The organism is Bacillus sp. 5B6 (assembly GCF_000259405.1).
Classification (GTDB): domain Bacteria; phylum Bacillota; class Bacilli; order Bacillales; family Bacillaceae; genus Bacillus; species Bacillus velezensis.
The window spans coordinates 547,366-568,110 of record NZ_AJST01000001.1; the positions used below are offsets into that span (position 1 = coordinate 547,366).

The 20,745-nt window shown below is 48.6% G+C and carries 17 protein-coding genes and 1 pseudogene; 12 read left to right on the forward strand and 6 right to left on the reverse strand.

Going from position 1 to position 20,745, the window contains the following annotated elements:
* Positions 1–15: 15 nt before the first annotated feature.
* Positions 16–1,245 (reverse strand): MFS transporter, encoded by a 1,230-nt coding sequence (locus MY7_RS02675; protein ID WP_029326186.1) that lies wholly within the window; start codon positions 1,243–1,245, stop codon positions 16–18.
* 117 nt (positions 1,246–1,362) lie between these two features.
* On the reverse strand, positions 1,363–2,748 hold the full coding sequence (locus MY7_RS02680) for an amino acid permease (protein ID WP_007609983.1): 1,386 nt from the start codon (positions 2,746–2,748) through the stop codon (positions 1,363–1,365).
* Positions 2,749–2,992: 244 nt separating this feature from the next.
* On the opposite strand from MY7_RS02680, the gene MY7_RS02685 reads away from it, so the two are divergent.
* From MY7_RS02685 to MY7_RS02695, 3 genes are all read left to right on the forward strand, one after another.
* Positions 2,993–4,450, forward strand: coding sequence for an aldehyde dehydrogenase family protein (locus MY7_RS02685; protein WP_007408954.1), 1,458 nt, complete (start codon positions 2,993–2,995; stop codon positions 4,448–4,450).
* 465 nt (positions 4,451–4,915) lie between these two features.
* Positions 4,916–5,320 (forward strand): methyl-accepting chemotaxis protein, encoded by a 405-nt coding sequence (locus MY7_RS20120; RefSeq protein ID WP_370466150.1) that lies wholly within the window; start codon positions 4,916–4,918, stop codon positions 5,318–5,320.
* A 128-nt stretch (positions 5,321–5,448) separates the two neighbouring features.
* Positions 5,449–6,348: an SDR family oxidoreductase gene (locus tag MY7_RS02695; RefSeq protein WP_007609985.1), complete on the forward strand. Its 900-nt coding sequence runs from the start codon at positions 5,449–5,451 to the stop codon at positions 6,346–6,348.
* A gap of 47 nt (positions 6,349–6,395) precedes the next feature.
* On the opposite strand, the gene MY7_RS02700 is transcribed toward MY7_RS02695, so the two are convergent.
* Positions 6,396–7,463 carry a glycosyltransferase gene (locus tag MY7_RS02700; RefSeq protein WP_007609987.1) on the reverse strand — a complete coding sequence of 356 codons (1,068 nt, stop codon included), beginning with the start codon at positions 7,461–7,463 and terminating at the stop codon, positions 6,396–6,398.
* A 158-nt stretch (positions 7,464–7,621) separates the two neighbouring features.
* On the opposite strand from MY7_RS02700, the gene MY7_RS02705 reads away from it, so the two are divergent.
* From MY7_RS02705 to MY7_RS02715, 3 genes are all read left to right on the forward strand, one after another.
* Positions 7,622–9,511, forward strand: a complete 1,890-nt coding sequence (locus tag MY7_RS02705; protein WP_007609989.1) for an ABC-F family ATP-binding cassette domain-containing protein — start codon at positions 7,622–7,624, stop codon at positions 9,509–9,511.
* Positions 9,512–9,701: 190 nt separating this feature from the next.
* Positions 9,702–10,124, forward strand: a complete 423-nt coding sequence (locus tag MY7_RS02710) for a MerR family transcriptional regulator (RefSeq protein ID WP_029326187.1) — start codon at positions 9,702–9,704, stop codon at positions 10,122–10,124.
* A gap of 63 nt (positions 10,125–10,187) precedes the next feature.
* Complete coding sequence (locus MY7_RS02715; RefSeq protein WP_007609993.1) at positions 10,188–11,372, forward strand: MFS transporter; 1,185 nt, start codon at positions 10,188–10,190, stop codon at positions 11,370–11,372.
* A 43-nt stretch (positions 11,373–11,415) separates the two neighbouring features.
* On the opposite strand, the gene MY7_RS02720 is transcribed toward MY7_RS02715, so the two are convergent.
* The gene (locus MY7_RS02720) at positions 11,416–12,972 is read right to left on the reverse strand and encodes an ABC-F family ATP-binding cassette domain-containing protein (protein ID WP_012117051.1); all 1,557 of its coding nucleotides are present in this window, start codon (positions 12,970–12,972) and stop codon (positions 11,416–11,418) included.
* Between the two features lie 171 nt (positions 12,973–13,143).
* On the opposite strand from MY7_RS02720, the gene MY7_RS02725 reads away from it, so the two are divergent.
* Positions 13,144–14,274, forward strand: a complete 1,131-nt coding sequence (locus tag MY7_RS02725) for a DEAD/DEAH box helicase (protein ID WP_007609997.1) — start codon at positions 13,144–13,146, stop codon at positions 14,272–14,274.
* 71 nt (positions 14,275–14,345) lie between these two features.
* Positions 14,346–14,782: pseudogene (locus MY7_RS02730) on the forward strand (GNAT family N-acetyltransferase).
* Between the two features lie 53 nt (positions 14,783–14,835).
* Here MY7_RS02730 and MY7_RS02735 read toward each other — a convergent pair.
* Together MY7_RS02735 and MY7_RS02740 are read right to left on the reverse strand one after the other, a co-directional pair.
* Positions 14,836–15,855: an NADP-dependent oxidoreductase gene (locus MY7_RS02735; protein ID WP_029326188.1), complete on the reverse strand. Its 1,020-nt coding sequence runs from the start codon at positions 15,853–15,855 to the stop codon at positions 14,836–14,838.
* Between the two features lie 127 nt (positions 15,856–15,982).
* The gene (locus MY7_RS02740; RefSeq protein ID WP_007610002.1) at positions 15,983–16,333 is read right to left on the reverse strand and encodes a DUF3212 family protein; all 351 of its coding nucleotides are present in this window, start codon (positions 16,331–16,333) and stop codon (positions 15,983–15,985) included.
* Between the two features lie 191 nt (positions 16,334–16,524).
* Between MY7_RS02740 and MY7_RS02745 the strand changes: the two genes are divergently transcribed.
* The 4 genes from MY7_RS02745 (at position 16,525) to MY7_RS02760 (ending at position 20,667) form a co-directional block, all read left to right on the forward strand.
* Positions 16,525–16,872: a general stress protein gene (locus MY7_RS02745; protein ID WP_003155650.1), complete on the forward strand. Its 348-nt coding sequence runs from the start codon at positions 16,525–16,527 to the stop codon at positions 16,870–16,872.
* Positions 16,873–17,035: 163 nt separating this feature from the next.
* Positions 17,036–18,301 (forward strand): pectate lyase family protein, encoded by a 1,266-nt coding sequence (locus MY7_RS02750; RefSeq protein ID WP_007610005.1) that lies wholly within the window; start codon positions 17,036–17,038, stop codon positions 18,299–18,301.
* A gap of 124 nt (positions 18,302–18,425) precedes the next feature.
* The gene (locus tag MY7_RS02755) at positions 18,426–19,862 is read left to right on the forward strand and encodes an anion permease (protein ID WP_007408966.1); all 1,437 of its coding nucleotides are present in this window, start codon (positions 18,426–18,428) and stop codon (positions 19,860–19,862) included.
* Positions 19,863–19,968: 106 nt separating this feature from the next.
* A complete protein-coding gene (locus MY7_RS02760) occupies positions 19,969–20,667 on the forward strand; it encodes a hypothetical protein (protein WP_029326189.1) in 699 nt (232 codons plus the stop codon).
* Positions 20,668–20,745 lie beyond the last annotated feature (78 nt).

A 20,745-nucleotide genomic window follows, 5' to 3' on the forward strand; every position in this document is an offset into this window, starting at 1 on the left:
AGGCAGGGATTATTTTTATGAATGCCATTCTTTTAATGTTTTGTCGCTCGGCAGGACAAAGGCGAGCAGACCTAAAACGGGCAGAAAGGCGACGGCTGTCATGGTCGGCGTCAATCCCGCTGAATCAATAAGAGCTCCGAGCGCAACGGCTCCGATCGCGCCCATTCCGAAGGCGAGCCCGACCGTAAGCCCTGACATCGTTCCGATTTTGCCTGGAACAAGCTCCTGCGCGTAGACAACCGTCACAGAGAAGCTGGACATCAGAACAACGCCGATCAGCGCCAGTACGCCATAGGCGATGACAGGTCCTGCAAACGGAAGGAAAATCGTCAATGGAGCCGATGCTATCATCGAAACGATGATGACGTTCCGCTTTCCGAAACGATCTGCAAGCGGCCCGCCGAGAAACGTTCCGACAGCTCCAAAAAATAAAAAGACGAAGATATAGCTCTGTGCCTGCTGAATGCTGACATGATAGGCATTCATCGCATAGAACGTATAAAAGTTGCCGATCGCGCTCACATACCAGGAGCGCGCGAAAATTAAGAAGATAATCATGATAAGGGCGAGAATAATCGGTTTTGTAATCACGGTCTGCACAGCGGAGGCCGGTGATTTTTTACTTACGGCGCGCAAATGAATAAGGCGGCCTTTATACCATTTGGCGATATAAATGAGAAACAGCACAGCGACTGCGGCGACAAGCGTAAACCAGACAGAGCCGAATTGACCGAGCGGAACGAGAATCAGCGCGGTAATCAAGGGCGCCATCGCCTGGCCGGTATTCCCTCCGACTTGGTAAATCGATTGCGCCAAGCCGCGCTTTTCGCCGGCGGCCATGTAGGCGACACGCGATCCTTCAGGATGAAAGACGGCGGAGCCAAGGCCGATAAAAAAGACACAGCATAAAATCGTCAGAAAAGACGGGGCGAACGCGAGACCTAAAATGCCGAGCATGCTTGCGGTGAGTCCGAGCGGCAAAGCATACGGCATCGGGCGTTTATCCGTATACCAGCCGATGACGGGCTGCATCACGGAAGACACCATATTCAGCGTAAAGGCGATAATTCCGAGCTGCGTAAATGTAAGATTCATGGAACGTTCCAAAATCGGAAACATCGCCGGAATCACCGCTTGCAGTGAATCGTTCAGCAGATGACAGATCCCGATAATGAACAAAATAGAATACATGGTTGTCTCGGGACGATGGACAGGTTTTTCTTTAAGCGGGGCGGCAATTGCCAAAGTGATTCTCCTCCTTTTTATGTAAACGAAGCATACACCATATTATTCATAAGGTGAATGAATTATCAAGTGCAAAAAAGGCTCTTCTTTCTCCAACAGAAAAAAGAGCCTCCCTTTTTATTTATTTAACAAACTGTGTTTTCTCGAATACATCATATAAACGACGATCCCGGCGGCGATCCAGATGACAAAGGCGAGCCATGTCACGCCCGGCAGGCTGCTTGCGAGATACAGGCATAAGCATGCGCTGATGATCGGCACAACAGGCACGAAAGGAACACGGAAGGAAGATTTGATCTCCGGATGTTTCTTTCTCAAAACGATGACGGCGATCGCAATGACCGTAAAGGCCGCCAAGGTTCCCATATTGACGAGATGCGCCAAGGTTCCCAGATCAATAAAACCTGCGATCCCGGCGGCAACGATCCCCGTCACCCATGTGTTTTGAAACGGTGTTTTAAAACGCGGGTGAACCTTGGAAAACATGCGTGGCAAAAGGCCGTCTCTGCTCATCGCAAATGTAAGGCGCACCTGAGCGTAAAGCAGAGCGAGCATCACCGTTGTAATCCCGATAATCGCGCCGACGGAAATAATGCCTGCTATCTTGTTCTGGCCGACAAATTGGAGTGCGAAAGATACCGGATCTCCGACATTCAGCTTGGTGTACGAAAGCATTCCTGTCAGGACGAGCGATACCGTAATGTAAAGGATGGTGCAGATGGCAAGCGCGCCGATGATTCCGACCGGCATTGATTTCTGCGGGTTTTTCACTTCTTCCGACGCGTTTGACACGGCATCAAATCCGAGATACGCGAAGAAAACGGTCGCGGCGCTCGTGATGACGCCTTTCATTCCGAACGGCATAAACGGCGACCAGTTTTCCGGTTTCACGTAGCCGAAACCTACGATGATAAACAGCAGAATGATCGCAATTTTCATCAATACAATGACATTGTTAAAGCGAGTGCTTTCTTTCACGCCCCTTGAAACAATCGCGGTGATGACCAAAATAATGATAACGGCCGGCAGGTTGAACACGGCACCCGTTTTGCTGCCGGGTGCGGCGGTCAGCGCCTCCGGAAGATGCAGCCCGAAGCCCGCAAGAAGCGACTGGAAATAGGATGACCAGCCGGTTGCGACGGCGGCGAGCGCGATGACATATTCAAGCATTAAGTCCCATCCGATTAAAAACGCGAGACACTCCCCGAGAGTGACATATGAATACGTATATACGCTGCCTGAAATCGGAATCGATGAAGAAAATTCCGCATAACAAAACGCGGCGAGCGCGCAGGCAAGGCCCGCGAGCACAAACGACAGAATCAAAGCCGGTCCTGCGCCTGTCGCGGCCACAGTCCCGGTAATCACAAAAATCCCCGTGCCGACAACACAGCCGATTCCGAGCAAAACCAAGTCAAAAGCGCTTAACGAGCGGGACAGGCTGGTCTGTGTGCTCTGGGCCTTTAAGTCGGCCAGCGGCTTTTTCCGAAATAGTAAAGACATATGGGTCCTCCTGAAAATTCATAATATTCTTATCATTATATACACTGACGTTTGTATTATATTGTCGAAATTTCTCGCAGTCAATTAAAGAATTTTCCACTTTAAAAGGACAAAGCTAAAAAGCGTCGATGCACGGAAGGAACGGGAATTTTATTGTGAAATAGTTCAATTTTCTCACCTTAAGACCGATACAAAAGATGACTCATCAACTAATTTCAAGTTTCGGTGAAAGGGAGATGTTTACATGTTTCAATATGAAGAACTAAATAAGCAGTTTATCGGCGGCCGATGGAGGGATGGAAGCAGCCGGAACGTATTGGAAAACAGAAATCCTTATACTCAAAAAGTCATCACCTCATTCCAAAAAGCGACGTCTGATGACGTGGATGCGGCATATCGCGCCGCGGCTCTTGCGAAACAAGAATGGGACAAAGTAAACCCTTTTAAAAAGCGGGCCATTTTGGAAAAGGCCGTTTCTTTCATTGAAGAGCACGAAGAAGCGATTATTTACTTAATCATGGAGGAGCTTGGCGGAACACGGCTGAAGGCTGAGTTTGAAATCGGACTTGTCAAAAATATGATAAAAGAAGCCGCAACATTTCCGGTGCGGATGGAAGGGAAAATTCTCCCGTCCACGATTGACGGAAAAGAAAACAGGCTGTACAGAATACCCGCCGGAGTCGTGGGGGTGATCAGCCCGTTTAATTTCCCGTTTTTCCTTTCGATGAAATCTGTTGCGCCGGCACTCGGCGCGGGGAACGGCGTTGTGCTGAAGCCTCATGAAGAAACACCGATCTGCGGCGGAACGCTTATCGCGAAAATTTTTGAAGCGGCCGGCGTACCGGACGGGCTGCTCAATGTTATCGTGACGGATATCGGGGAGATCGGCGACAGCTTTGTCGAGCATCCCGTGCCGCGGATTATCTCATTTACAGGCTCAACCGGAGTGGGCAGCTATATCGGACAGCTTGCGGTCAAACACTTTAAAAAACCGCTGTTGGAGCTTGGCGGAAACAGCGCGCTGATCGTGCTTGAGGATGCTGATCTTGAATACGCCGTCAATGCGGCCGTATTCAGCCGGTTTACGCATCAAGGCCAGATCTGTATGTCGGCGAACCGCGTGCTCGTTCACACATCTGTATATGACAAATTTACAGAGCTTTACGAAGCGAAAGTGTCATCGCTGAAAGTCGGCGATCCGATGGACCCTGATACGGTTATCGGCCCTTTAATCAATGAGAGACAGGCGGAAGGTCTGAGACGGTCTGTCGAAAAAGCGATAGAAGAGGGAGCGGTTCCGGTGCTGTCCGGCCGATTCAGCGGAACGGTCGCTGAGCCCGTCATTTTAAAAGATGTGAAACCTGAGATGAGCATCGCGAAGGAGGAGCTGTTCGGACCGGCCGTCTGCATCATGCCGTTTGAAACGGAGGATGAAGCGGTAAGCATCGCAAACGCGACACCGTTCGGTTTAAGCGGAGCCGTGCATACGGCAAACGTTGAGCGCGGCGTTGAGTTTGCTAAGCGGATCGAAACCGGCATGATTCACGTCAACGATACGACCATTAATGATGAACCGAACGTCGCGTTCGGCGGCGAGAAACAATCAGGTCTCGGCAGGCTGAACGGCGAATGGAGCCTTGAAGAATTCACCACGCTGAAATGGATTTCGGTTCAGCATGAAAAACGGCAATTCCCATATTAAGAAGGAGTGAAAGAAATGAGTATACAGACGGAGCAGCAAACGCACAGCCTGCTTGACGCTTTTGTCAAAGTTGCGCCTTTTTTAAACAGCCTGATCCAAGATGACATCACCATCGGAATTTATGATACAGAAAAATTAATCGTGAATATTCCGGCTAAAACGTTTTCTCTTAATGTAAAGCCGGGAGACCCGCTGCAAAAAGGGGACATCATTACAGACGCGATCCGCATGAATCAGAAGAAGACAAGCATGGTGCCGAAAGAGCTGTTCGGATTTCCGCTGATCGCCAGAGCGATTCCGCTTCACGATGAAAACGGAAAAGTCATCGGCGGCGTCGGTCTCGGCACCAGCCTTGAAAAATCAGCCAAGCTTCACGATGTCGCTGAGAGCCTGTCCGCCGTCGTGGAACAGACCGCTTCGGCCATCGCGGATATCTCAGAATCCATCAGCGGTTTCTCAGCACAGATGACCGGGATTTCCACTCAGGCGAAACAAGTCAGTGAAAGCGCGGGAGAAATCGCCGACATTTCCGTCACTGTCAAGGGCATCTCGGATCAAAGCAATCTGCTCGGTTTGAATGCGGCCATTGAAGCCGCGAGAGCAGGAGAATCCGGCAAGGGCTTTTCCGTGGTGGCGGATGAGATCCGCAAGCTTGCCACTCATTCAAAAGACAACGTCGGCCAAATTGACCAGATTACGAAAAAAATCCACAGCCTGCTGAAAGGGCTGGAGGACTCAATTGAATCCATCAACCAGAACACAAACGGCCAAGCGGCGGCGGTTGAACAAATTTCTGCCACGATGCAGGAAATTTCGGGAAGCGCCCAGCATTTAGCGAAAATGGCTGAAAACGTACTCGGAGAGTCATAAAAAAAGGGAGCTTACGGGCTCCTTTTTTGTTTTCCCTTTATCAATCGGAAACTGCACTTACACGTTTGATCCGTCATGCTCAGGGGTACACATACGAATACATCACCAATGATAAAGGAGAGTCTTGTATGTCTGATGCAAATCTGCACAACCCGCTGACGAAATATGATCATGATGAATTTCCAAAACAATATCAAGAACCGCCCGGTTTGCAAAAAGAGATGAAGCCTGTGCCGGATTGCGGTGAAACAAGCTATAAAGGAGCCGGCAAGCTGAAGGGGAGAAAAGCCCTCGTCACCGGCGGCGATTCAGGTATCGGCCGGGCCGCCGCGATTGCTTATGCCCGGGAAGGGGCGGATGTGGCGATTAACTATCTGCCTGAGGAACAGCCGGATGCTGAAGAAGTGAAAGCGTTAATTGAAAAAGAGGGAAGAAAAGCCGTTCTGCTGCCGGGAGATTTAAGCGATGAAGCGTTTTGCGGAGAATTGGCGGAAAAAGCGTATCAAGAGCTTGGCGGTCTTGACACGCTCGCTCTTGTCGCCGGGAAACAGCAGGCAGTGGATGATATCAGCGATCTTACTACAGAACAAATCTATCAAACATTTGAAGTCAACGTATTCTCGCTGTATTGGCTCGTCAAAGCCGCACTTCCGTATCTGCCGGAAGGCGCGTCTATTATCACGACAACGTCCGTAGAAGGGTATAATCCAAGCCCGATGCTGTTGGATTATGCCGCGACGAAACATGCCATTATCGGTTTTACCGTCGGCTTAGGAAAACAGCTGGCGAATAAAGGAATCAGAGTCAACTCGGTAGCGCCGGGGCCGATCTGGACGCCGCTGCAGATTTCGGGAGGACAGCCAGGTGAAAACATTCCGAAATTCGGCAAGGAAACACCGGCCGTTCCATTAAAGCGCGCCGGACAGCCGGCGGAGCTAGCAGGGATTTATGTCTTTTTGGCCTCAGAAGAATCGAGCTATGTGACATCCCAGATTTACAGTGTAAGCGGAGGAATTCCGACAGCGTAATCAATAAGGAGCTGCCCTTCATACGGGGGCAGCTCTTTTTTTTGATGTTATGTGCCGAGCACGTTTTGATTATACAGGACACTCGGATGTGACGGATGATAGGAGGCAGCTTTGTCGTTATGAATCTTCGCTTTTTCTCTGTCGCCGAGCTGCCAGTGGCAGACGCAGAGCTGCAGATGGGGATACCAGGTGGAATATTCGAGCTGGGTAAAGCCTGCATCACTGCTTTTGGCGGATAGGGCGAGCTCATACCAAAACACGCCCTGCCGGTATTGCCGTTTCTCCGCAAAATAGTCGCCGAGCCTGCAGCAGAACTCCGGCCGCGGACAATCGATCAGAAATGATTTTAAGAGAGACGTCATGGCGGCCTCTTCATGGCCGACCGCCCTGTAGCAATCGGATAGATATTGGCACGTTCTGATCTCGTCTTCGATCCAGCACTGTTTTGTGGAAAGAAAATGGTGATAATACGTGATGGCGCGCTGATACTGGCCGTGATCCTTTAATTCATTCGCGAAGTAAAACAAATCGCGCGGTGTCATCGTTTCACTGTTTTCCGCCATTTTCTCATAAATCTTCAAGTTGCGGTCTGAGGGAGGCGAGTGCTTTTTCTCGGATTTCCGGTGTGTGACGGCAATATCGGTTTCTATGATGTTTCCGTATACTTCAAGATACTCATGCACGGCTCCGATCCAGCGGAACCCTTTTTCACGCTTGACGAGTCGGTTGCGGCGGTATCTGAAGCTGACCTCTCCCCGGGCATCAAAGCCGACGTGATAATACATGGATACCGCGTCCACCTCTTTTGAAAGCGACGCCTTCAGTTCAATCAGCTTTTCACGGTCCTTTTCCGTCAGTATATCGTCGGCGTCCAGCCACAGAATATAATCCATTTCCGCTTTCGAAAACACAAAATTACGGGCGGCCGCAAAGTGATCGATCCATTCAAAATCATAAATCTTATCCGTATAACGGGCCGCAATTTCTTTCGTCCGGTCGGTCGAGCCCGTATCAGCAATCACAATTTCATCCGCAATGTCTTTGACGGAATCAAGACAGCCCGCAAGCACTTCCTCTTCATTTTTCACGATAACGCACAAACTGACGCTGATCATGTCATCACCTCTTCCCCTCCAGTGTATAAAAGGAGAGGCGGAAACATTCTTCGGACAAAATGATCTCTTCCAAGAAATTTGTCTGTCCTTTTACTAGTTTTATTCCAGCGCCTGATTTAAAATGAACACATGAACTTACGTGAGGATTGATAGGGACCATGAGCATCATAAAAGCGGAAAACCTTTATAAAACATACGGAGATAAGACATTATTCGACCATATCTCCTTTCATATTGAAGAGAATGAAAGAATCGGTTTAATCGGCCCGAACGGAACGGGGAAGTCTACGCTTCTGAAAACCATTGCCGGCCTTGAATCAACGGAGGAAGGCGAGATTACGGCTTCAGGAAGCGTGCATATTGAGTTTTTGCATCAGGACCCTGAGCTTCCGGCCGGACAAACCGTACTTGAGCATATTTATTCCGGCGGATCAGCCGTCATGAGAACGATGAGAGAATACGAAAAAGCGCTTCAGGCGCTGAATGAAGAACCGGAAAATGACCAGCGCCAGAAACAGCTGCTTGATGCGCAGGCCCGAATGGACGCGAATGATGCGTGGGAGGCGAATACGTTAGCCAAAACGGTTTTAACCAAACTTGGCGTCACCGATCTGATGAAGGATGTCAGCGAGCTGTCCGGCGGCCAGAGAAAGCGCGTCGCGATTGCGAAAAACGTCATCCAGCCGGCTGACCTGCTCATTTTGGATGAACCGACAAACCACTTGGACAATGAAACGATTGAATGGCTGGAAGGCTACTTATCGCAATACCCGGGCGCCGTTATGCTTGTCACGCACGACAGATATTTTCTGAACAGGGTGACGAACAGAATTTACGAGCTTGAGAGAGGCAGCCTTTATACGTATAAAGGAAACTATGAAGTATTCTTGGAAAAACGGGCCGAACGGGAAGCGCTGGCGGAGCAGAAAGAAACAAAACGTCAAAACCTCCTGCGCCGCGAATTGGCGTGGCTCAGAAGAGGGGCGAAAGCGCGCTCGACGAAACAAAAAGCGAGAGTGGACAGAGCGGAGGCGCTCAAGGAGCAAAAAGGGCCGGCAGTCTCCGGATCACTCGATTTCGCGATCGGCTCCCACCGTCTCGGAAAACAGGTGATCGAAGCCGATAACGTCACCATTACCTATAACGGCCAAGCGCTGATCAGCCAGTTTAATGAGCTTGTCATCCCGGGGGAAAGAATCGGCATCATCGGGCCGAACGGAATCGGGAAAACGACACTTTTAAACAGCCTCGCCGGCAGAATTCAGCCTGACAGCGGCAATATCACCATCGGGCAGACGGTCCGGATCGGCTACTACACCCAGGACCACAGCGAAATGAACGGTGATATGAAAGTCATTGAATATATAAAAGAGACGGCTGAAATCGTCAAAACGGCGGAAGGCGATGTCATCACTGCGGAACAAATGCTTGAGCGTTTTCTGTTCCCGCGTCCGATGCAGCAGACATATATCAGAAAGCTGTCGGGCGGGGAAAAGCGCCGTCTGTACTTGCTGAATGTACTGATGCAGGAGCCGAACGTGCTGTTTTTAGATGAGCCGACCAATGATCTGGACACGGAAACATTAAGCGTGCTCGAAGATTATATCGAACAGTTCCCAGGCGTCGTCATCACCGTATCCCATGACCGCTATTTCCTTGACCGCGTCATTGACCGCCTGATCGTATTTGAAGGACAAGGTGTCATTTCCCGTTTCCAAGGTTCGTACAGTGAATACATGGAACACGCAAAAGCGAAGAAGACGGCGGTAAAACAGCCGGCCGAAGAGAAAAAGGCGGAAGAAGAGCCGAAGAAAAAGCGCAAAAAGCTTTCATATAAGGATCAGATCGAATGGGACGGCATCGAAGACAAAATCGCCGGCCTTGAAGAAAAGCATCAGCGTTTGGAAGCGGAAATCGCTGAAGCGGGAAGTGATTTCGGAAAGATTCAAGAACTGATGGCCGAACAGGCAAAAACGGCTGAAGAGCTTGAAGCGGCGATGGAGCGCTGGACCGAATTGTCACTGATGATTGAAGAACTTGAGAATTAAGAAAAGCCGGTACGGCCCCCGAGAAGATGGCGGGTCATACCGGCTTTTTTTATCTTGCACAGATGTTTCCCGGCGCTTTAAAGACAAACGTTTTGTCCAAACCAAGTTTATCAGGCATAAAAAGTTTACGTTTACGTTAAGGTTCAAATGGTGTATAATAGAAACAGATACGACAAGAGGGGGATTCACCTTGGAATGGATGAAGATTGATCAAGTTGCCAAGCGAAGCGGATTGACAAAACGAACCATTCGTTTTTACGAGGAGATTGGTTTGATTCCTGCTCCTAAACGGACAGAAGGCGGCGTCCGGCTTTACTCTGAAGATGATATGGAGGAGCTCGAAAAAGTAACCAGCACAAAAGAAGTGCTCGGTTTTTCCCTTCAGGAGCTTCAGCAGTTTATGGAGATGAGCCGTCAGCTGGAATTAAACAAAGAGGGGTACTTGTTGTCACTGGATCCGAAGGAACGGAAAGAAAAGCTGGAAGAGATTCAGCAGGCTTTGAACCACCAGCTTGAGATGATTGATGAGAAGATCAGCACATTTCAGCATTTTAAAACGCGCCTTAACGGAATGAAAGAAAAAGCTGAACGCGCCATTCAATCAATCGAATGATTTTGCTGTAAACGCTATGGATATAGCGTTTCTTTTAATGGATGAAACAGGAGGTCTGGTCAAATGGATACATCATCACAACAGAAAACAGGCTTATTCAGCCAGCCGAAAGCCGTTTGGGCGGTTGCGTTTGCCTGTGTTATTTCCTTTATGGGAATCGGTCTTGTCGATCCGATTCTTCCGGCGATCGCCGCACAATTACATGCTTCACCTAGTGAAGTATCTCTGTTATTTACAAGTTATTTGCTCGTTACCGGTTTTATGATGTTTTTCTCCGGCGCGATTTCAAGCCGGATCGGCGCAAAATGGACGCTGCTTCTCGGACTTATTTTTATCATCGTGTTTGCCGCTCTCGGCGGAAGCTCAAGTTCAATCGCTCAGCTTGTCGGCTATCGCGGCGGCTGGGGGCTTGGGAATGCTCTCTTTATTTCAACCGCGCTTGCCGTCATTGTCGGGGTATCTGTCGGCGGCAGCGCCAAAGCCATTATTTTGTATGAGGCTGCACTCGGCTTGGGGATTTCCGTCGGGCCGCTTGCAGGCGGAGAGCTTGGCAGCATTTCATGGCGCGCTCCGTTCTTCGGAGTGTCTGTCCTCATGTTCATAGCGCTTTGCGCGATTTCACTCATGCTGCCGAAGCTGCCGAAACCGGCAAAACGCGTCGGTGTGTTTGATGCGATGAAGGCGCTCAAATATAAAGGCCTTTTGACAATGGCAGTATCTGCATTCTTATACAACTTTGGATTTTTTATTTTGCTTGCTTATTCTCCGTTCGTGCTGGATTTAGATGAACACGGCCTTGGATACGTCTTCTTCGGCTGGGGGTTATTGCTGGCAATTACGTCAGTCTTTACGGCACCGCTCGTGCACAAAGCGCTGGGAACAGTGCGTTCGCTCGTCGTTCTCTTTATCGCTTTTGCGGTCATTCTCATCGTCATGGGGATCTGGACTGACCATCAGACGTTGATCATTACGTGTATCGTTGTCGCCGGTGCTGTTCTCGGTATGGTGAATACGATCATGACAACCGCTGTGATGGGTTCTGCGCCGGTTGAACGTTCAATCGCGTCTTCAGCCTACAGCTCAGTCCGTTTTATCGGCGGTGCGCTCGCTCCGTGGATTGCGGGAATGCTGTCAGAACACTTCACCGCAAGCACACCATATACAGTAGGCGGGATCGTCGTTTTTGTCGGCATGCTTGTCCTTCTCATGGGACGCAAACATCTCGCCGGAATAAAAGCCGGACATTAAGAAAAAAAGGAACTTCCGCACAGGCGGGAGTTCCTTTTTGTGTTTACAGCACTTTCGTCGTCCAAGATTCACAATTCCATGTTTCCGTCGCGATATCCATGTAGAACTCGGGTTCGTGGGAAATCAGCAGAATGGAGCCTTTGTATTCTTTCAGCGCGCGTTTCAGCTCTTCTTTCGCATCGACATCCAGGTGGTTTGTCGGTTCGTCAAGCACGAGCAGGTTTGTTTCTGAATTGATCAGCTTGCACAGTCTGACCTTCGCTTTTTCTCCTCCGCTGAGAACGGAGACGCGGCTTTCAATGTGTTTGGTCGTCAGGCCGCATTTGGCGAGGGCGGCGCGGATTTCGTACTGGGTAAAGGAAGGAAATTCGCTCCACACTTCTTCGATGCACGTATTGTTATTGGTTTCTTTCACTTCCTGCTCGAAATAGCCCGTGTATTGATGCTCGCCCCGTTCCACCGTGCCTTCCAGCGGCTGGATTTCACCGAGCAGGCTTTTTAACAGCGTCGTTTTCCCGATGCCGTTTGCGCCGTACAGGGCGACTTTCTGCCCGCGCTCCATTCTGAGATTGAGCGGGCGTGACAGCGGAGTATCGTAGCCGATGACTAAGTCCTTCGTTTCAAAAATGAGCTTGCCTGACGTTCTCGCAGGCTTGAAATGGAATTCCGGTTTCGGTTTTTCGGCCGCCAGTTCGATCATATCCATCTTATCAAGCTTTTTCTGGCGGGACATCGCCATATTTCTCGTGCTGACCCGCGCTTTGTTGCGGGCGACGAAATCTTTCAGCTCAGCCACTTCCTGCTGCTGTTTTTTGTAGGCGGCTTCGAGCTGCTGTTTTTTCACTTCGTAGACTTCCATAAACTGATGGTAGTCGCCGACATAACGCGTCAGTTCCTGATTTTCTACATGATAAATCAAATTGATCACGCTGTTTAAAAACGGAATGTCGTGAGAAATTAAGATGAACGCATTTTCATATTCCTGCAAATAGCGTTTCAGCCATTCAATATGCTGTTCATCAAGGTAGTTGGTCGGTTCGTCCAACAGAAGGATTTCCGGTTTTTCCAAAAGCAGTTTGGCGAGCAGCACTTTCGTCCGCTGTCCGCCGCTTAAGTCTGTGACGTCGCGGTCAAGTCCGACATCCTGCAGGCCGAGGCCGCGGGCGATTTCTTCAACTTTGCTGTCAATCACGTAGAAATCATTGTTTGTCAGGGCGTCTTGAATGACACCGACATCTTCAAGCAGCTGCTCAAGCTCATCAGGGTCCGCTTCGCCCATTTTGTTGTAAATCTCATTCATTTCCTCTTCCATTGCAAATAAGTAATGGAACGCATCTTTCAGCACGTCGCGGATCGTTTTTCCTTTTTCAAGCACGGTATGCTGATCGAGGTAGCCGACACGCACGTTTTTCGCCCATTCAACTTTACCCTCATCAGGCTCAAGCTTTCCGGTAATAATATTCATAAACGTTGATTTACCTTCGCCGTTTGCTCCGATTAAGCCGACGTGTTCCCCTTTTAAAAGACGGAACGATACATTGTTAAAAAGCGCACGATCACCGAAGCCGTGGCTTAAATCTTTTACGGATAAAATACTCATCATTACACCTCTATCGTTATCAGACACGCTTTATTTATCATGTGTCTTTCTCATTTATGATTATAAAGGAGGAGACCGTTTGTTAAAAGGCTTGGAAGGAAAAAGAAAATTGCGTTTGGCGCGTGCATTTGAGATACTATGGAGTAGATTTTAAGAATTGAGGAGAACGACATGACCCAAACATGGCCATTTTTACAGCATACACAACCATTTATCGCCGAAAACTGGGAGGCCTCAGGTTTTCAGGAGCCGACCGTCATTCAGGAAAAAGCCGCTCAGGTGATTATGGAAGGGAAAGACGTCATCGCCGAATCCCCGACGGGAACGGGAAAAACATTGGCGTACACGCTTCCGGTTCTGGAGCGGATCAACCCGGAACAGAAACATCCGCAAGTGATCATTTTAGCGCCGTCCCGCGAGCTTGTGATGCAGATTTTTCAAGTGATTCAGGATTGGAAAAAAGGCTCCGATCTTCGCGCTTTGTCTTTGATCGGCGGAGCAAACGTGAAAAAGCAGGTGGAAAAGCTCAAAAATAAACCGCATATCATTGCGGGCACACCGGGCAGGGTGCTCGAATTGATTCAGGCGAAAAAGCTGAAAATGCATGAAGTCAAGACGATCGTTCTTGATGAAGCGGATCAGCTCGTGACACAGGAACACCGCGAAACGATGAAAAAAATCATTAAAACGACGCTGAAAGACCGACAGCTTTTAAGCTTTTCCGCTACGCTGCAGCCGGAAACAGAACAGGTGCTGAATACCATCGCGCACGAACCGGCCGTTTTGAAAGTGGAGCGGAATACGGCGGAAAAAGCGCGCGTCACACATCAATATCTCGTCTGCGATCAGCGGGATAAAGTAAAGCTATTGCAAAAGCTGTCACGGCTGAACGGCATGCAGGCGCTCGTGTTCGTCAGAGATATCGGAAATTTAAGCGTCTATGCGGAAAAACTTGCCTATCATCACGTGGACCTCGGCATCCTGCACGGAGAAGCGAAAAAAATGGAGCGGGCAAAGATATTATCAGCGTTTGAGCGGGGAGAATTTCCGCTGCTTCTGGCGACTGACATAGCGGCGCGCGGACTCGATATCGATGATCTTCCGTACGTCATTCACGCGGACATACCGAATGAAGCCGGATATATCCACAGATCCGGCCGGACGGGGCGGGCCGGTAAAGAAGGAACCGTACTCAGCCTTGTCACGCCGATGGAAGAATCCAAACTGAAAAAAATGGCCAAATCACTCGGAATTGAGCTGAAAGAGGCCGTTTATTCAGGCGGAAAATTATCTGAGAAATAAGAAACGGAGGGCGGGAAGCCCTTCTTTTTTTATTGTGAAATAATAGAAAAGGTTCAGGCGGGGGCGGGAAGATGGTTTCAATAGACAGATTTCAAATATTGAAGGAACCTGAGCTGAAAATAATTGAACACTGGTTTAAGAACGATAATATCAGACGGAGAATGGATGCGATGCTGCCATTAGATGCGTGGTATGCACGATTGATTAAAGATGAAAACGATACTGTCATGATGGGCAGCTTCCGGCAGGCATGGTCTCTATAGAGTTTGTGGAGGAGCGGGCGTATATCGGATTGATCGTCAATCCTTTGTACCAGCTTCAAGGGTACGGAAAACAGATCTTGCAAAAACTGCTGACTGATCCTGGGTTTACCAGCGTGCGGGAATGGGCGGCAAGCATCGAAAAAGACAATCAAATCAGTTTAGCCTGCTTTCAAGCAGCGGGATTCACTTTGGAAGATACGGAGCCGGATGAAGACGGCTTTCTTACTTTGATTCTTCGCGGCTGATCCCAAATAAACAGAAAAGGAGGGGACAAAGCCCTCCTTTTTTCATCATCATGTTAACTTAGATCACTGACTTTGATGATCTGTTTGCCTTTGTTTTCTCCTTTAAACAGGCCGAGGAACGCGTCAGGAATATTGCTGAATCCTTCCGTAATCGTTTCTTCATAATGAAGCTTTCCGTCCTTAAGCCATTCGGCCAATTGTTTCGCACCTTCGGAAAAGCGGTCAGCATAATCACTGACGATGAATCCCTGCATCAGCGCTTTTGTTTTGATCAGCTTCGGCTGGACGCGGGGGCCCATGTCTTCGTCTTCACGTTCGGTATTGTACGATGAGATCGCTCCGCATACCGGAATGCGGGCGAATTCATTCAGCAGGTTTATCACCGCATCTGAAATCGGTCCGCCGACATTGTCAAAATAGACATCGACGCCGTCAGGACATGCCTGTTCCAGCGCTTTTTGAATATCATCCGCCGTTTTGTAATTAATGGCTTCATCAAATTGAAGCTCCTCTTTCAAATACGCGATTTTTTCATCAGATCCGGCGATGCCGACAACCCGCGCGCCTTTGATTTTGGCAATCTGTCCGACTGTTGAGCCGACGGCGCCCGCCGCGCCTGAAACGACGACGGTTTCGCCTTTTTTCGGACGGCCGATATCGAGCAGCCCGAAGTAAGCGGTCAGTCCGGTCATCCCTAAAATGCCGAGATACGCCTGGGCGGGTGCGATATCCGTATCCAACTTGCGGAGGGCGGACTCATTGACGGCTGAATATTCCTGCCACGCGAGATTTCCGATCACAACATCTCCTTTTTTCAGCTTATCGCCGTCTGTCAGAACCTCGGCAATCACTCCGCCTGTTATGGCTTCATCTAAAGCGAACGGCTCTACATATGATTTTGTATCCTGCATCCGTCCGCGCATGTACGGATCAACGGACACATAACTCGTTTTCACAAGCACTTCGCCGTCTTTCGGTTCGGGAACGGCAATCGTTTCAAAGCGGAAATCGTCATAGGCGGGAACGCCTTTGGGGCGTCTTGCCAATTGAATTTGCTGCTGATGATTCGGCATACTGAATCCTCCTTCAAGATAAGTGGTTGTTCCAAATGTAACACGAACCATTTCCCGATTACAAAATCAAACCGTCAGCGGCCATAAAAAAAGAAGGGCCAGGGCCCTTCTTTTTTTATATGCATATTTAATAGAATAACCGGTACACATCGGTGTTTTTCTCATGTTCCAAATATTCATAGGCATTCGTTTTTGAAGAATGAAGCATGTCTGCGGTAACGACGGGCTGAAGCGCGGTCAGATAAGAACCCAGCCTATTTTCAATTTCTTTCGGCAGAACGGATTCGATATCACCGATATTGATAATGATAGAGAAAACGAAATCGATATTAATATGAAAAGTATCTTCAGCAAAGGCCGTAAGCTCTTTTATTCCATCCGGGCAGCGGGTATGCCGGCGGAATACCTGCTTCACTAAATCACTGACAACCCAAGCGTTAAATCGCTGTTCCGGTGAAAAGTAATGAATAGGAACCACCTCCCTGCTTAATCGGCTCATGAAGATTTTTATTTTTCTGATAAATGTAGCTTCCTCTACTGTAACATGTCCCGCAAGAAAATATCCACCGACAACCTGCCCGTTTTTTCACGGAACTCTCTTTCTTTTGTTTGATCCTTGATTGAGCGGGTAAACATCAAATATACAAAAACAAAAGGGAGGACTTATCAATGAAACCGGTAGTAAGAGAATATACAAATGATCAAAAACTGATGCAGGACGTAAAAGAGCTTCAGCAGCTGGGTGTTGCAAAAGAGGACGTATATGTGCTTTCACATGATGACGACAGAACGGACCGCCTGGCCGATAATACTGATGTCAATACCATCGGAGCGAAAGAAACGGGCATTAAACACGCGGTCGGCAATATGTTTAATAAAAAAGGCGACGAGCTCCGCAACAAAATTCACGAAATCGGCTTTTCAGAAGAGGAAGCGTCACAATTTGAAAAGCGCTTAGATGAAGGAAAAGTTCTTCTGTTTGTCACGGATAATGAAAAAGTGAAATCATGGGCGTAAGCTGAACAGATCCCAAGGGGTTTTCGGTCCCTTGGGATTTTTTTGCGGTTTCCGCAATAAAACCGAAAGGCACATTCTGTACATTTTCGGTGCTGTTTCTCAACTGATTTGATACAATTCTGTTGTAATAAATTGGAATCGAAAATCAGGAGGAGCACAATTCATGAAAAAAATGTTATTTATGCTGGCGGTTTGTTTATGTATGATCCCTGCGGACGTCTATGCCGCTGATCTGGGACGGCAGACCTTAGGAACAAATGACGGCTGGGGAGCCGCTTCCGGCGGGACAACCGGCGGCGCGAAAGCCTCTTCATCGAATGTATACACCGTATCAAACAGACAGCAGCTCGTTTCCGCATTAGGGGGAAGCGCCAACAGCACGCCGAAGATTATTTACATACAAGGCACAATCAATATGAATACGGACGACCGCAATAAAACACTCGGCTTTAATGATTATAAAGATCCGGCATATGATCTCAACGCTTATCTGAAGGCGTACGACCCGGACAAATGGGGAAAAAAAGCGCCGTCAGGCACCCAGGAAGACGCCAGACAGCGATCGCAAAAAAACCAGAAGGCACGGGTCGTGATTGACATTCCTTCAAATACGACGATCATCGGCTCGGGTTCAAATGCCAAAGTGACAGGCGGAAGTTTTAATATAAAGAACGGCATCGACAATGTCATCATCCGCAACATTGAATTTCAAGACGCTTACGACTATTTTCCGCAATGGGACCCGACGGACGGCAGCAGCGGCAACTGGAACTCGGAATATGACAATATCACCATTAACGGCGCGACGCACATCTGGATCGATCATTGCACCTTTAATGACGGATCGAATCCCGACAGCGGTTTTCCCTACTATTACGGGAGAAAATATCAGCACCATGACGGCCAGACGGATATAGCCAACGGGGCGAATTATATTACATTGTCCTATAATAAATATCATGACCATGACAAAGGCTCCGTCATCGGAAACAGCGACAGCAAGACGTCGGATGAAGGAAAACTGAAGGTGACCCTTCACCATAACTATTACCAGAACATCGTCCAGCGCGCGCCGCGGGTCCGGTACGGGCAGGTTCATATTTATAATAATTTTTACGCAGGCTCTAAAAGCGCCGCATACCCGTTCAGCTATGCGTGGGGCGTGGGCCACGCGTCGAAAATATATGCCCAGAATAATGTTTTTGAAGTGCCGGGACTGGCTGCTGATAAAGTCATCAGCGTCTTCAGCGGCGGAAAAGCGCTTCATGAAGACGGCACTCTTTTAAACGGCTCCTCCATTAACGCGTCAGCCGCCAACGGATTAAGTCAGTCCGTCGGCTGGACACCGTCATTGCACGGTTCCATCGGCTCATCATCAAATGTAAAATCAGATGTTATATCTAAAGCCGGGTCGGGTATATTAAAATAATAAACAAGAAGCACAAAGGAAAATATTCCTTTGTGTTTTTTAATTAACAAAAACGTTTATTAACTTAGTTAAGTAGTAAAATGGGATAGGGGATGGAAGACAACAAAATAGGAGGAGACCTGTAATGGCTTCAGAAAAAGACGCAAAAAAACAGCAGGCGGTAAAAATTATTCCTTTGCTTATTACCGTTGCTGTGGGATTAATCATTTGGTTTATTCCCGCGCCGTCCGGACTTGAACCTAAAGCATGGCATTTGTTCGCTATTTTTGTCGCAACAATTATCGGCTTTATCTCCAAGCCCTTGCCAATGGGCGCAATTGCAATTTTTGCATTGGCAGTCACCGCGTTAACGGGAACGCTATCTATTGAAAATACGTTAAGCGGATTTGGAAACAAGACAATCTGGCTGATTGTCATCGCCTTTTTTATTTCCCGGGGATTTATCAAAACCGGGCTCGGCGCCAGGATTTCTTACGTATTCGTACAACGGTTCGGGAAGAAAACACTCGGCCTTTCTTATTCACTGCTGTTCAGTGATTTAATTTTATCACCTGCCATTCCGAGCAACACGGCACGGGCGGGCGGCATTATTTTTCCTATTATCAGATCATTATCCGAAACTTTCGGATCAACGCCGGCAGACGGAACAGAGCGGAAAATCGGCGCTTTCTTATTAAAAACCGGTTTTCAAGGAAACTTGATTACGTCTGCGATGTTTTTGACGGCAATGGCGGCGAACCCGCTGATCGCCAAGCTGGCCCACGATGTCGCAGGGGTGGACATCACATGGACAAGCTGGGCAATCGCGGCCATTGTACCGGGATTGGCGAGCTTAATCATTACGCCGCTCGTCATTTATAAGCTGTATCCGCCGGAAATTAAAGAAACACCGGATGCGGCTAAAATCGCAACGGAAAAATTGAAAGAAATGGGTCCGTTTAAAAAATCCGAACTCTCCATGGTCATCGTCTTTTTATTAGTGCTTGCGCTGTGGATTTTCGGAGGAAGCTTAAATATTGACGCAACGACGACGGCCCTGATCGGATTATCCGTTTTGCTTTTGTCACAGGTATTAACATGGGAGGACATCAAAAAGGAACAAGGTGCATGGGATACGCTGACTTGGTTCGCGGCGCTTGTGATGCTGGCGAATTTCCTGAATGAGCTCGGTATGGTGTCTTGGTTCAGCAATATGATGAAATCTTCTGTTTCCGGTTTTTCATGGATTGTGGCATTTATGATTCTGATTGTCGTGTATTATTACACGCATTACTTCTTTGCGAGCGCAACCGCGCATATCAGCGCCATGTATGCGGCATTTCTCGCCGTCATCGTGGCGGCAGGCGCTCCGCCGCTGTTGGCGGCGCTCAGCCTGGCGTTTTTCAGCAACCTTTTCGGTTCGACGACGCATTACGGCTCGGGAGCGGCTCCGGTCTTTTTCGGAGCGGGCTATATATCGCAAAGCAAATGGTGGTCCATCGGCTTTATCCTGTCAATCGTCCATATTGTGACATGGCTTGTGATCGGCGGATTATGGTGGAAAGTATTAGGATTATGGTAGAAGAAAAAGGCAGACTCAGGTCTGCCTTTTTTTTATTTCTGTAAGGAAGGGGAAGGGCCTGCACATGATGACTCCAGTGCGAATAGAATATGGCCGGGGTGATAATATGAGCAGCGGCCGTAATCAATACATGATATTGAAACAGAAACCTTACAAATATATGAGCAGACATATGAAACGCCGGTATGAACAATTACCATGTGAACTTGAAAGACCGGAAACAGGGACGGAAAAACGGTTTTCGTCTTCAGATGAAAATCGATCTGCCTTGTGCGTACCCGGGCTGCGAGGTCCCGAAGGCAAAAGAGGACCCGCCGGCTCCCGCGGTCCGCAAGGGGAGGCGGGTCCGCCCGGTCCCCCGGGGCCTGAGGGTCCGCCGGGAGCGGTTCCTGCGGTAGCTTTTCAAAATATAGCAGACCAGATGATGATTCCGTTAGAAGGAACACCGATAAATGTGTTAAGCGCAGTGATAGCCGCGCCGACAGATCAATTTGTGAAAACGGATGCCGTCATACAAGTAAACGTGGAATTAGATCCGCTCGCGTCTCATTTCTCATTGGTCTTAGCTGTCGATCTGCAAAGAAATGGCGTATCGATACAAACACAGAGACAAGAGCGGAACCTCTTTTCTTCAGGCGGACAAATCATAGGAATTCCTTTTACGTACATCGACGAAATGAAGGCGGATGAAACAGCCGCGTACCAGCTCTATTTATCCGTCCTTTCTTCGAATTACGTAACACAAGTCACAACGGCAAACCGCTCCCTCATTGCGACGGGATTCCCCATTCAAGGATCGGATTAAGGTGATGAAAAGAAATCACCTTTTTTATTTAGGTTGTCAAAACACAGCCCGTATTAATATGCTGTCTTAATAAGTAAG

What these genes read in the sequence shown, in the direction of transcription:
- MY7_RS02680 (WP_007609983.1), bottom strand. Translation starts at nt 2,748, where the DNA reads ATGTCTTTACTATTTCGGAAAAAGCCGCTGGCCGACTTAAAGGCCCAG.
- MY7_RS02685 (WP_007408954.1), top strand. Translation starts at nt 2,993, where the DNA reads ATGTTTCAATATGAAGAACTAAATAAGCAGTTTATCGGCGGCCGATGG.
- MY7_RS20120 (WP_370466150.1), top strand. Translation starts at nt 4,916, where the DNA reads ATGACCGGGATTTCCACTCAGGCGAAACAAGTCAGTGAAAGCGCGGGA.
- MY7_RS02695 (WP_007609985.1), top strand. Translation starts at nt 5,449, where the DNA reads ATGTCTGATGCAAATCTGCACAACCCGCTGACGAAATATGATCATGAT.
- MY7_RS02700 (WP_007609987.1), bottom strand. Translation starts at nt 7,463, where the DNA reads ATGATCAGCGTCAGTTTGTGCGTTATCGTGAAAAATGAAGAGGAAGTG.
- MY7_RS02705 (WP_007609989.1), top strand. Translation starts at nt 7,622, where the DNA reads ATGAGCATCATAAAAGCGGAAAACCTTTATAAAACATACGGAGATAAG.
- MY7_RS02715 (WP_007609993.1), top strand. Translation starts at nt 10,188, where the DNA reads ATGGATACATCATCACAACAGAAAACAGGCTTATTCAGCCAGCCGAAA.
- MY7_RS02720 (WP_012117051.1), bottom strand. Translation starts at nt 12,972, where the DNA reads ATGAGTATTTTATCCGTAAAAGATTTAAGCCACGGCTTCGGTGATCGT.
- MY7_RS02725 (WP_007609997.1), top strand. Translation starts at nt 13,144, where the DNA reads ATGACCCAAACATGGCCATTTTTACAGCATACACAACCATTTATCGCC.
- MY7_RS02735 (WP_029326188.1), bottom strand. Translation starts at nt 15,855, where the DNA reads ATGCCGAATCATCAGCAGCAAATTCAATTGGCAAGACGCCCCAAAGGC.
- MY7_RS02745 (WP_003155650.1), top strand. Translation starts at nt 16,525, where the DNA reads ATGAAACCGGTAGTAAGAGAATATACAAATGATCAAAAACTGATGCAG.
- MY7_RS02750 (WP_007610005.1), top strand. Translation starts at nt 17,036, where the DNA reads ATGAAAAAAATGTTATTTATGCTGGCGGTTTGTTTATGTATGATCCCT.
- MY7_RS02755 (WP_007408966.1), top strand. Translation starts at nt 18,426, where the DNA reads ATGGCTTCAGAAAAAGACGCAAAAAAACAGCAGGCGGTAAAAATTATT.
- MY7_RS02760 (WP_029326189.1), top strand. Translation starts at nt 19,969, where the DNA reads ATGAGCAGCGGCCGTAATCAATACATGATATTGAAACAGAAACCTTAC.